The 12,030-nt window shown below is 46.0% G+C and carries 10 protein-coding genes; 8 read left to right on the top strand and 2 right to left on the bottom strand.

What is annotated here, in order from left to right:
- Positions 1 to 103: 103 nt before the first annotated feature.
- The 5 genes from tkt (at position 104) to mscS (ending at position 7,047) form a co-directional block, all read left to right on the top strand.
- On the top strand, positions 104 to 2,098 hold the full coding sequence (tkt, locus tag QMA41_RS15310; protein ID WP_281630089.1) for a transketolase: 1,995 nt from the start codon (positions 104 to 106) through the stop codon (positions 2,096 to 2,098).
- Between the two features lie 133 nt (positions 2,099 to 2,231).
- Positions 2,232 to 3,266, top strand: a complete 1,035-nt coding sequence (epd, locus tag QMA41_RS15305) for an erythrose-4-phosphate dehydrogenase (protein ID WP_006958238.1) — start codon at positions 2,232 to 2,234, stop codon at positions 3,264 to 3,266.
- 179 nt (positions 3,267 to 3,445) lie between these two features.
- Positions 3,446 to 4,606 (top strand): phosphoglycerate kinase, encoded by a 1,161-nt coding sequence (locus QMA41_RS15300; protein WP_095571962.1) that lies wholly within the window; start codon positions 3,446 to 3,448, stop codon positions 4,604 to 4,606.
- A 156-nt stretch (positions 4,607 to 4,762) separates the two neighbouring features.
- Positions 4,763 to 5,839 carry a class II fructose-bisphosphate aldolase gene (gene fbaA / locus QMA41_RS15295; RefSeq protein ID WP_006958234.1) on the top strand — a complete coding sequence of 359 codons (1,077 nt, stop codon included), beginning with the start codon at positions 4,763 to 4,765 and terminating at the stop codon, positions 5,837 to 5,839.
- Positions 5,840 to 6,180: 341 nt separating this feature from the next.
- Positions 6,181 to 7,047 (top strand): small-conductance mechanosensitive channel MscS, encoded by an 867-nt coding sequence (gene mscS, locus QMA41_RS15290; RefSeq protein ID WP_021456715.1) that lies wholly within the window; start codon positions 6,181 to 6,183, stop codon positions 7,045 to 7,047.
- A 29-nt stretch (positions 7,048 to 7,076) separates the two neighbouring features.
- On the opposite strand, the gene QMA41_RS15285 is transcribed toward mscS, so the two are convergent.
- Together QMA41_RS15285 and QMA41_RS15280 are read right to left on the bottom strand one after the other, a co-directional pair.
- Positions 7,077 to 7,559, bottom strand: a complete 483-nt coding sequence (locus QMA41_RS15285; protein ID WP_281630088.1) for a YbaK/EbsC family protein — start codon at positions 7,557 to 7,559, stop codon at positions 7,077 to 7,079.
- 4 nt (positions 7,560 to 7,563) lie between these two features.
- Entirely contained in the window at positions 7,564 to 8,193 is a 630-nt protein-coding gene (locus QMA41_RS15280) for a LysE/ArgO family amino acid transporter (protein WP_039951285.1), read from the bottom strand.
- Positions 8,194 to 8,305: 112 nt separating this feature from the next.
- Between QMA41_RS15280 and QMA41_RS15275 the strand changes: the two genes are divergently transcribed.
- From QMA41_RS15275 to QMA41_RS15265, 3 genes are all read left to right on the top strand, one after another.
- Positions 8,306 to 9,202 (top strand): LysR family transcriptional regulator ArgP, encoded by an 897-nt coding sequence (locus tag QMA41_RS15275; protein WP_281630087.1) that lies wholly within the window; start codon positions 8,306 to 8,308, stop codon positions 9,200 to 9,202.
- A 96-nt stretch (positions 9,203 to 9,298) separates the two neighbouring features.
- A complete protein-coding gene (locus QMA41_RS15270; protein ID WP_019277484.1) occupies positions 9,299 to 9,991 on the top strand; it encodes an oxidative stress defense protein in 693 nt (230 codons plus the stop codon).
- Between the two features lie 130 nt (positions 9,992 to 10,121).
- Positions 10,122 to 12,008, top strand: coding sequence for a diguanylate cyclase (locus QMA41_RS15265; protein ID WP_281630086.1), 1,887 nt, complete (start codon positions 10,122 to 10,124; stop codon positions 12,006 to 12,008).
- Positions 12,009 to 12,030 lie beyond the last annotated feature (22 nt).

The raw sequence follows: 12,030 nt of genomic DNA, 5'->3' as shown, positions 1-12,030 counted from the left end.
ATCCCCTGTATTCAGACTGTAAAACGTTTGCACAGCTTAGGCGCCTTTGAGAGAATAATCGCCCATCAAAATTAGTTTTCGCTTAACGCACTCAGGAGCAGACATGTCTTCCCGCAAACATCTAGCTAATGCTATCCGTGCCCTTAGCATGGACGGCGTACAACAAGCCAACTCTGGTCACCCAGGCGCACCTATGGGTATGGCTGACATCGCTGAAGTTCTTTGGCGCTCTCACCTAAACCACAACCCAGCAAACCCAGAATGGGCTGACCGCGACCGTTTCGTACTATCAAACGGCCACGGCTCTATGCTGATTTACTCCCTGCTTCACCTTGCGGGTTACGAGCTGTCTATCGATGACCTGAAAAACTTCCGTCAACTGCACTCTAAGACGCCAGGTCACCCAGAGTACGGTTACGCACCGGGTATCGAAACGACGACTGGCCCACTAGGCCAAGGTATCACTAACGCGGTAGGTATGGCGCTGGCTGAGAAAACTCTAGCAGCACAATTCAACAAAGAAGGCCATGACATCGTTGACCACTTCACTTATGCATTCATGGGTGACGGCTGTCTGATGGAAGGTATCTCTCATGAAGCGTGTTCTCTAGCGGGTACGCTAGGCCTTGGCAAGCTTATTGCGTTCTGGGATGACAACGGCATCTCTATTGATGGTGAAGTGGAAGGTTGGTTCTCTGACGATACGCCTAAGCGTTTTGAAGCGTACGGCTGGCATGTTATCCCTGCAGTAGACGGTCACGATCCAGAAGCAATCAATGCTGCGATTATCGCTGCGAAAGCGGACCCACGCCCTACGCTAATCTGTACTAAGACCATCATCGGTTTTGGTTCTCCAAACAAATCTGGCTCACACGACTGTCACGGTGCTCCACTGGGCGCTGACGAAATTGCAGCAACTCGTAAAGCGCTAGGTTGGGAACACGGTCCTTTTGAAATCCCAGCTGACGTTTACGCTGAGTGGGATGCAAAAGAAGCAGGCGCAGCGAAAGAAGCAGCGTGGAATGCGAAGTTTGACTTGTACGCAGCAGCGTACCCTGCAGAAGCCGCAGAACTTAAGCGTCGTCTAAACGGTGAATTGCCAGCTGAGTGGGAAGAGAAAGCAACACAAATCATTGCTGACCTTCAAGCAAACCCTGCAAACATCGCATCACGTAAAGCGTCTCAAAACGCATTAGAAGCGTTTGGTCAAATGCTACCTGAATTCTTAGGCGGCTCTGCTGACCTTGCACCTTCTAACCTAACTATGTGGTCTGGTTCTAAGTCGGTATCGGCTGAAGATGCGTCTGGTAACTACATCCACTACGGTGTTCGTGAGTTCGGTATGACGGCTATCATGAACGGTATTGCTCTGCACGGTGGTTTCGTACCATACGGCGCAACTTTCCTAATGTTCATGGAGTACGCACGTAATGCAATGCGTATGGCGGCTCTGATGAAAGTGCAGAACATCCAAGTTTACACGCACGACTCTATCGGCCTTGGCGAAGATGGCCCAACTCACCAACCGGTTGAGCAAATGGCTTCTCTACGTCTGACGCCAAACATGAGCACATGGCGCCCATGTGACCAAGTGGAATCAGCAGTGGCTTGGAAACTGGCTATCGAGCGTAAAGATGCACCGACTTCACTTATCTTCTCTCGTCAGAACCTTGCACAGCAAGAGCGTGACGCTGAGCAACTAGCGAACATTGCTAAGGGTGGTTACATCCTGAAAGATTGCGCAGGCAAGCCAGAGCTTATCCTTATCGCAACCGGCTCTGAAGTTGAGCTAGCGGTTAACGCTGCGGCTGAACTAACAGCTGAAGGCAAGCAAGTACGTGTTGTTTCAATGCCATCAACGGATGCATTCGACAAGCAAGATGCAGCATACCGTGAAGCGGTTCTGCCATCTGACGTGACGGCACGTATCGCGGTAGAAGCAGGTATTGCTGACTTCTGGTACAAGTACGTTGGTTTCGACGGCCGTATCATCGGTATGACCACCTTCGGTGAATCTGCGCCAGCAGGTGAGCTATTCAAGATGTTCGGCTTCACAACTGAAAACGTTGTGAACACAGCGAAAGAGCTTTTAGCTTAATTGTTAATTGCTTTGAAAGCCGGGTCCTTGTGACTCGGCTTTTTTGTTTTTACCCGATACGATGAACTAGATGCGATTTATAAATCTATCAGGTAGTATTTGTGACACGAAAAAGATGTAGAGCGATGGAATCATGCTAAAAGTTGCGATCAACGGATTTGGACGTATTGGACGTAATGTTTTGCGGGCAGTATATGAAAGTGGCAAAAGCCAAGATATCAAGGTGGTAGCCGTTAATGAACTAGCGCAGCCCGATGCGATGGCACACTTGCTTCAATATGATACTAGCCACGGTCGATTTGGTAAGAAGATTACCAACGATCAGGAGCATATTTACGTTCACCATGAGAGCGGAGAATTTGATTCCATCCGTATTCTTCATCTGGCAGAAATCGATCTTCTACCATGGCGAGATCTGGAAGTGGATCTGGTGCTGGATTGCACCGGTGTGTTTGGCTCTCAAGCTGATGGCCAAGAACACATCAAAGCGGGAGCGAAGAAAGTCCTGTTTTCTCACCCGGGCGCTAGCGATCTCGACAATACCATTATCTACGGCGTTAACCACGATACACTAACAGCAGATCACAATGTGGTATCCAATGGTTCGTGTACGACCAATTGTATCGTCCCTATTATCAAAGCTCTTGATGAAGCTTTTGGTATCGATTCAGGTACTATCACTACTATCCACTCTTCGATGAATGATCAGCAGGTCATCGACGCCTACCATTCTGATCTCAGACGTACTCGTGCAGCCAGCCAATCGATCATACCCGTAGACACTAAGTTGCATAAGGGTATTGAAAGAATCTTCCCGAAATTTTCTAACAAATTTGAAGCAATTTCAGTACGAGTGCCTACTGTAAACGTCACAGCCATGGATTTAAGCGTCACAATTAATACAAATGTGAAAGTTAATGACGTAAATCAAACCATTGTTAACGCTTCTCAGTGTACATTACAGGGCATTGTTGACTATACTGAAGCTCCGCTCGTTTCCATCGATTTTAATCATGATCCTCATAGTGCGATCGTCGATGGCACGCAAACCCGAGTTAGTAATGGCCATTTGGTTAAGATGTTGGTTTGGTGTGATAACGAATGGGGATTTGCGAATCGTATGTTAGATACGGCACTCGCAATGCAAGCCGCTCCCCGTCAAGTTTGACGCTGCAATGACACTTTTTAGAGGAAATGCAGATTAGCGGTGATGGAGAAATGTTTATTTCTAGCCTTGAAATAAATAATGATAAACTCCATATCTAAATCAGTTTGAAGAATTATTGGGCTTGGCAGGGTCGCCGGGTCTTAAAAACTTTACTTTTTGAATATTTGAGAGGACACATCATGTCTGTAATCAAGATGACTGACCTGGATCTTGCAGGTAAACGTGTATTTATCCGTGCGGACCTAAACGTACCTGTAAAAGAAGGCAAAGTAACTTCTGATGCACGTATCCTAGCATCTCTACCAACTATCAAGCACTGCCTAGAAGCTGGTGCTAAAGTTATGGTTACTTCTCACCTAGGTCGTCCTACTGAAGGTGAATACGCAGAAGAGTTCTCTCTACAACCTGTTGTTAACTACCTAAACGACGCCCTAGATTGCGACGTTAAACTGGCTAAAGATTACCTAGATGGCCTAGAGCTAAACACAGGTGAGCTAGTTGTTCTTGAAAACGTTCGCTTTAACAAAGGCGAGAAGAAGAATGAAGAAGAGCTATCTAAGAAATACGCTGCACTTTGTGACATCTTCGTAATGGATGCATTTGGTACGGCTCACCGTGCACAAGCATCTACTCACGGTGTTGGTATGAACGCGCCAGTAGCGTGTGCTGGCCCTCTACTAGCAGCTGAACTTGAAGCACTAGGTAAAGCAATGGACAACCCAGAGCGTCCACTAGTTGCTATCGTTGGTGGTTCTAAAGTTTCTACTAAGCTAACGGTTCTTGAGTCTCTATCTAAAGTTGCTGACCAACTTGTTGTTGGTGGTGGTATCGCGAACACATTTATCGCTGCAGATGGCCACAACGTAGGTAAGTCTCTATACGAAGCAGACCTAGTTGAAACGGCTCAAAAGCTAATGAAAGAGTGCTCTATCCCAGTTGCGACTGACGTTGCATGTGCCAAAGCATTCGATGAAAACGCAGAAGCTGAAATCAAGCACGTTTCAGAAGTGGCTGACGATGACATGATCTTCGATCTTGGTCCAGAATCAACAGCGGCTCTAGCTGAAATCATCGGCAACGCGAAAACTATCCTATGGAACGGTCCTGTAGGTGTATTTGAGTTCAAGAACTTCGAAGCGGGTACAAAAGGTATCTCTGAAGCAATCGCTCAGTCTGCAGGTTTCTCTGTAGCAGGTGGTGGTGACACGCTAGCAGCTATCGATAAGTTCGGTATTAAAGCTGACGTTTCTTACATCTCTACTGGCGGCGGTGCATTCCTTGAATTCGTTGAAGGTAAAGTACTACCAGCAGTTGCGATGCTTGAAGAGCGCGCTAAGTAATTAAACGAAAGCGGGCGGAGTGATTCTCCCGCTTTCTTGTTTGCTGCAAGTCACATTGTTCTTTGCTAGAATGACGCACGTTGTGAGCAAACGTTTGCAAGAATTTAAACTTAACAAGTTTTATTTTTAAAACGACAGATAAATAGGATTACATCCATGTCTAAGATCTTCGATTTCGTAAAACCAGGCGTTATCTCTGGTGATGACGTACAGAAAGTTTTTGAAGTAGCAAAAGAGAACAACTTTGCTCTTCCGGCAGTAAACGTTGTAGGTACTGACTCAGTAAACGCAGTACTTGAAGCAGCAGCGAAAGTGAAAGCTCCAGTTGTTGTTCAGTTCTCTAACGGTGGCGCAGCTTTCTTCGCTGGTAAAGGCATTAAACTTGAAGGTCAAGGTGCACAAATCCTTGGCGCTGTAGCAGGTGCTAAATACGTTCACGCAGTTGCTGAATCTTACGGTGTTCCAGTAATCCTACACACTGACCACGCAGCTAAGAAACTACTACCATGGATCGACGGTCTTCTAGACGCTGGTGAAGAGTTCTTCGCACAAACTGGTAAGCCACTATTCTCTTCTCACATGATTGATCTTTCTGAAGAGTCTCTAGAAGAGAACATCGAAATCTGTGCTAAGTACCTAGAGCGCATGGCTAAGATGGACATGACTCTAGAAATCGAACTAGGTTGTACTGGTGGTGAAGAAGACGGCGTTGATAACTCTGACATGGACGCTTCTGAGCTTTACACTTCACCTGAAGATGTTGCTTACGCATACGAGAAACTAAACGCTGTTTCACATCGTTTCACTATCGCAGCTTCTTTCGGTAACGTACACGGTGTATACAAGCCAGGTAACGTAGTTCTAACTCCAACAATCCTACGTGATTCTCAAGCATACTGTGCTGAGAAGTTCGGTATCGCTCCTAACGCTCTAAACTTCGTATTCCACGGTGGTTCAGGTTCTACTGAAGCTGAAATCCAAGAGTCTATCGGCTACGGTGTTATCAAGATGAACATCGATACAGATACTCAATGGGCAACTTGGGATGGTATCCGTAAGTATGAAGCTGAGAACCGTGATTACCTACAAGGTCAAATCGGTAACCCAACTGGTGAAGATGCGCCAAACAAGAAGTACTACGACCCACGTGTATGGCTACGTGCAGGCCAGTCTTCAATGGTGACTCGCCTAGAGAAAGCGTTCGCTGACCTAAACGCAGTAGACGTACTATAATTCTCCTGAATTCAGTACTCTGTTAATTTTGCAAAACCCGCTCAATGAGCGGGTTTTTTGTGTCTCGTGTATTTGTTTTATGAATGGGCTATTCCTCACCTAAAAGGGTGGCGAAAATGAAAACCATTGCGTAATCTGTAACGAGCCGATATCAGTTTTTTCTGATAACTCTTTGTTTTTGCGTTCTTTGCATAAACGTCACTTTATGAATCGTCAAAATTGATATATCGTGCCAAAAATCTGACATAGTTTCAGGTTATCTATGGAGACGACATCGTCTATCAATCATAAAAAAGTCGTGTGATTTATAGGATCGCCACACATTTTAGAGGGTATATATTATGGCAGGAGAGTCGGTGGAGATTGAAACTCCATTAGTGGATGGCCTAGCGCAGGCTGAATCGTGGATTACCAATAATTCTGATTTACTGATCCAGTATGGTGTGAATGTCCTTTCAGCCATTCTGATTCTATTCATCGGTAACATCTTCGTTAAGATGGTGGCGAACAGTGTCGCCAAGATGCTGAAAAAGAAAAATATGGATAAAGCGGTTATTGAGTTTATCCATGGTTTAGTACGCTACTTATTGTTTGTGATTGTACTGATTGCGGCATTGAGCCGGATTGGGGTGCAAACCGCGTCTGTTGTTGCTGTTATCGGTGCGGCAGGCTTAGCGGTTGGTTTAGCGTTGCAAGGGTCACTGTCAAACTTTGCAGCGGGCGTGCTGATTGTTGCTTTCCGTCCGTTTAAATCTGGCGATTACGTCGAAATTGGTGGCGTAGCAGGCAGTGTGGAGTCTATCCAAATCTTCCAAACGGTTCTGACGACTCCGGATAACAAGATGGTTGTCGTGCCAAATGGTAGCGTTATCGGCGGTCCTATCACGAATTATTCTCGTCATGAAACTCGTCGCATCGACTTGATGATCGGTGTGTCTTACAGTGCGGATCTGCAGAAAACCAAAGCGCTTTTAACCAAGATCTGTGAATCTGACGAGCGTATCCTTAAAGATCCGGCGGTTCAGGTTGGCGTGCATACGCTGGCGGATTCTTCAGTTAATTTTGTAGTGCGCCCATGGGTTAAGACATCTGATTACTGGGGAGTGTACTTCGATCTAATGCAAGCGATTAAAGAAGGCTTAGATAATGAAGGCATTGAAATTCCATTCCCGCAAATGGATGTTCACCTCAACAAGGTTGAATCCTGATCGGAAAAGCGAGGCCTAGCCTCGCTTTTTTACATCTCAATTACCGAGTTGGGAATAGCTTGCAATAGTTTGGGCAAGGAAGGGCCTGCAATCCCTATGGTCAGTTCAGGGTGACCGGGTGTGTAGAGGATTTCCGGATGCTGGTATAAGGCACTATCCACGACGATCTCAATATGCTCAGGCATACCGAAAGGACAGACCGCACCTGGAACACAGCCTAACAGCGCTATCATTTCTTCATCGCTGCAAATGGAAGGTCGCTTCCCCAAGACTTGCTTCATGGCTTTACTATCGAGGCGTGCATCTTTGTGGGTCAGATACAGCACATGCCCGCCCCCTTTCAGTTTCAGAAACAGACTCTTGCTATGGGTACCCGTCCATCCAAGCTGCTCAGCGACACGCACATCAGTGGCGAAATCGAGAATAGGTTCATGACGCCATTCTTTAAAGCTAACTTCAAGCTGTTGAAGAAGATCTATGTTGTACTGATAGATTTGCTCTAATCGTTCCATGTAATTATCCGTGTTTATTTACCAGTTCGTTTATTAGCATCAAGGCAATCGTGAACATCATTATAGCGACCACAATATCAATCCCTTGTTTTACTCTTGGTCTTGATAAGGTTGGGCCAAGCTTCGCAGCACCGATCGACAAGGTGTAAAACCAAACAAAAGAGGCCATGATCGTACCTAATGCAAACGAAATTCGATCTTGTCCTTCAAACTGTCCGCCAATGGAACCGAGGATCACCACAGTATCAAGGTAGAGGTGAGGGTTAAGCACGGTAACTGCCAGAGCCCCGAGAATCACAGCTCGACGACCACGTTCTACGACTTGACGCTTGGACTCCGACGCCTTATTCGTTTGCACGGCGCTTTTGAGTGACAGTAAGCCATAGAAGGTCAGAAAGGCAATACCGCCTAAAGTGACAACCGTGAGCAGGGTTTCATTTTGTGACAAGACTGCACCACCACCAAATATGCCTAGCGAGATAAAAATGACATCGAGAACGCTACAGATGGTGGCGGTCGTCAAGTGATGGTTTCTCTTAATGCCTTGGTTGAGAACATAGGCATTTTGCGCCCCAATCGGAATAATCATGCTGGCACCCAGACCAAAGCCCTGTAATAACACCCATAGATTCACGTTTTTCTCTCCAATGAATTGCGAATATGAGCGTTGAGAATAGAGTCAGTATCTTGATAAGTATAATTAATGATTTTAATCTATTATCAGTTTTTCTTATTTTGGTGGCGCTATGCGTGGGTTGGATTACAAATGGATAGAGGCTTTGGAGTCAGTCGTGACTCAAGGCAGCTTTGAACGTGCAGCTGAGGCGCTATACATCTCGCAGTCTGCGGTTTCGCAACGTATAAAGCAGTTGGAAAAGTTTCTCGCTCAGCCCGTGCTTGTTCGTGAGCAACCACCTAGAGCGACCATGGTGGGTAAAAAGCTGCTGGGCCTTTACCACAGGGTGCAATTACTAGAAAGTGAGCTGGTGCCTGAATTAACCAATAGTGATTCAGAGCGCCCGCTGGCGATTTCTATCGCCACCAATGCCGATAGCTTGGCAACTTGGCTGTTGCCTTCCCTACAGCAGGTACTGAAAACACGGAACATTGAGCTGAGACTGGCGGTATTGAATGAAGTCAGGGCGATAGAAAAGCTTAAAAGTGGCGAGGTGACAGGAGCAATTAGCTTGGAATCACGACCTATTCCCGGTTGTCAGGCGGACTATCTGGGCCGAGTTGATTATGTTTGCGTGGCGAATCCGCAATTCGTTGAGCGTTATTTCCCCAACGGCGTCAACTATGACTCCTTACTGCGAGCCCCCGCTGTGGCGTACGACCAGCATGACGATCAACATCAACTGTTTTTAAAAGAGCATTTTAATATTCTGCCAGATAATGTCCGGACTCACCGCGTCGCCAGTTCAGAAGCGTTTGTCAAAATGGCTCTGGCAGGAGTCGCGTATTGTTTGATCCCTAGCTTTCAGATCAAAAAAGAGTTGGCGCAAGGGAGCTTAGTCGACATCTTGCCTGGGTTCTTAAGCTCATACCGCATTTATTGGCATCACTGGCAGCTCGAATCGGGCGTATTGGAAGAAGTGACTCAATCCATTGTTAATTATGCGAGAAATGTGCTGTCGAGCTAGCACTTGGTTAAAGTTCTGTCAGAACATCGAACTAGACTCCTCATGCAGCATCTAAACGCTATGATGTATGTGATTAGTTAAATAAGGTGAACAATAATGAAGATAGTTTCTAGCCTGGCAATTGCCGTTTCAGGCCTGGTCAGTATTGGTGCATACGCTGATACGCCTAGCTTCCCACACCTAGCTACGACCGGATATGGTGAAGTTGTCGCAAAGCCTGATATGGCAAAGTTTACGGTTCGTGTAGTCGAAACCACCATGACGGCAGAACAAGCCAAGCAGACAGTCGACAAAGTAGTGACAGACTTTCTGACTGAACTGAAAGAGCAGGGAATGAGTGCTGACAACATCACTAGTTCCAATCTTTATATCTCTCCTCAATACCATTACCCGAAAAATGGTAAACCTGAGCTAGTGGGTTACCGTGCTTCTCGCACCGTTAATGTTACTGTCGATGAATTGGCGAACTTGAATCAGTATCTGGATATTGCACTGAATTCGGGCATCAACCAGGTCGAAAACATTCAGCTTAAAGTGAAAGATCAGGCTAAATATCAGGAGCAAGCACGCCAAGCTGCCATCAAGGATGCCAATAGTAAAGCAGAGTCACTAGCCTCTGGTTTTGGTAAAGACATCAATGGTGTCTGGAGAATTGATTACAATATGCCGAGCAGCCAACCGGTACTGATGCGTTCAATGGCGATGGATGCAAAAACGGAATCCAACACCTATCAGGACTCGACAATCGTGATACGTGATCGAGTTGACGTCATTTACCAGTTAGATTAACCATAAAGAGCGCCTTTTTTAGTTGTAACTAAGGCGTTTTTATAAAATTATCAATTGCCCCTAGGGTTATTCTTAACCACTTTTTTATTCGGTGATATACTGCCCCGCCTTCGATTTGGGAGCCGTGGCAGTGAGACAACGAAAAAACATCTTTTGGCACTTGTGTATTACCACAGTGGTGTTGGTGTCGATCGCGTTTGCTTACTATGCTCAGCAATACCAGAACCTTGAAGAAGAAACGGTAGAGTTAACGGCCAAACAGGCTATGCATCAACTCGCCTACAGTGAACGTGAATACCAGAGTGTTCGCAGCCAGCTTGTTTCTATCATCGAATTACTTTCCCACAGCCGAAGCCTTTACGATTATATTCTTTCTCCCAACACTGAAAATCGTGAGGTTGTTGAGGAAGTGTGGTCTTCAATGGCCATCAATCAGAAATGGTATAGCCAGATTCGCTTTATTGATAACGCGGGTAAAGAACAGTTGCGTCTTAATTATTTGCTGAGCGGTAATCGTGTTCAGATGGCAGAGCAATTGCAGGATAAATCTCATCGCGGCTATTTCCGCTACGCCAAACTGCTTCGTGATGAACAAATCGGTGCGTGGGGGATAGATCTTGAAATGGAAAACGGTGAGCTGGTATTTCCATATAAACCTGCACTGCGCTTAATTACTCCCGTTGAAGTACAAGGCCAGCGTGCTGGTTATTTAATACTCAATATTGATATTTGGTATCTGACCTCCCGTCTTAATTATTCCCCCGACAAATCATTTCGCCCAGAATTGGTTGGTGAAACAGGCTTTTACATGATCAGTGATGATCCGAGTAAATTGTTTGGCCATCTGCTAGCGAGCCGCAGTCAACATAACCTAGCGCGCTACTACCCAGAAACTTGGCAGATGATGCAAGAGCAGAAGTCGGGTTACCATTTAGAAAAAGATCATCTGATTGTGTTCAATCAGATCTATATGGAAGGTCGGCAAAAGCTCTATTTGGTCATCGATCTTAGTCAGGAAGAACTGAAAGTACGCTCTGAGCGAGATTATCAAATACTACTTAAAGAAGCTTCAATCGTCTTATTGATGGTGCTGGCTTTCACCGTTCCAGCGACTAGCGGGGTTGTGTACTACCGCAAGCGAAGTTTAGAGAGTCAACTTGCAAGAGCAGCGTTAAGCGGTATGTCCGCGGTGGTTATTTCGGATAAAAAGCATCATGCAGTTTTAGTCAATGATGAGTTTGAGAGACTCACAGGCTATCGCCAGAAAGACATTGCGTCTCAGAACATGATCAAAGCATTGGTGGGCGAAGAACAGTTTGCGACGACCTTACAACTGTTTGAAGCTCTGTCGTCCAATCAGATCTGGGAAGGTGAGATAACCATCCATAATCAGAAAACTCACACTGAAGTCACCGCGATTATGCGTGTGCAATGCGTGTTGGCTAAGGGGCGGAAAGTCAGTTATTACATCACGTCGCTGGTGGATATCTCTGAACGTAAAGAGTTGGAAGAGCGACTGAGAATTTTAAGTGAAAAAGATGAGCTGACGCAGTTGTGGAACCGACGCAAGTTTGAGCTGGAACTGCGTCACATTGCCAAATTGAGTGGGCGTTATCCTGAGAGGCATGACACTTGCCTTGCGCTGCTTGATATTGATTTCTTCAAGCGGGTAAATGATGAACTGGGTCATGATGAAGGTGACCGAGTTATCAGTCGAGTAGGTGCCATTATTACTGAGGCGTTGCGTGAGACAGATTTTATCGCCCGTATTGGTGGTGAGGAGTTTGCGATCATTATGCCGCACACCAGTATTGAAGAAGCAGAACAAGCGCTAAATCGGGTGCGAATCGCGGTTGAAATGGCAGCAGACGTTCCTATTACGGTGAGTGTGGGGCTGACTGATTTAACTTCGAATAGCACGCGTTGCTACAAGTGTGCGGACATTGCCTTGTACGAGTCCAAAACCTTGGGACGCAACCGAGTCTCTGTTTGCCAGAGCTGTGATGAAATTGCCTAAAAAAATCGAGCCTAAGCTCGAT

The sequence above is a fragment of the Vibrio sp. St2 genome (assembly GCF_947311885.1).
In the GTDB taxonomy this organism is placed as follows: domain Bacteria; phylum Pseudomonadota; class Gammaproteobacteria; order Enterobacterales; family Vibrionaceae; genus Vibrio; species Vibrio coralliilyticus.
Note: the sequence above shows the minus strand (reverse complement) of the source record. Positions and strands in the feature narration are given on the sequence as shown.

Coding starts and splice junctions, on each gene's coding strand:
- tkt (WP_281630089.1), top strand. CDS start 104: ATGTCTTCCCGCAAACATCTAGCTAATGCTATCCGTGCCCTTAGCATG.
- mscS (WP_021456715.1), top strand. CDS start 6,181: ATGGCAGGAGAGTCGGTGGAGATTGAAACTCCATTAGTGGATGGCCTA.
- QMA41_RS15300 (WP_095571962.1), top strand. CDS start 3,446: ATGTCTGTAATCAAGATGACTGACCTGGATCTTGCAGGTAAACGTGTA.
- QMA41_RS15270 (WP_019277484.1), top strand. CDS start 9,299: ATGAAGATAGTTTCTAGCCTGGCAATTGCCGTTTCAGGCCTGGTCAGT.
- QMA41_RS15275 (WP_281630087.1), top strand. CDS start 8,306: ATGCGTGGGTTGGATTACAAATGGATAGAGGCTTTGGAGTCAGTCGTG.
- fbaA (WP_006958234.1), top strand. CDS start 4,763: ATGTCTAAGATCTTCGATTTCGTAAAACCAGGCGTTATCTCTGGTGAT.
- epd (WP_006958238.1), top strand. CDS start 2,232: ATGCTAAAAGTTGCGATCAACGGATTTGGACGTATTGGACGTAATGTT.
- QMA41_RS15285 (WP_281630088.1), bottom strand. CDS start 7,559: ATGGAACGATTAGAGCAAATCTATCAGTACAACATAGATCTTCTTCAA.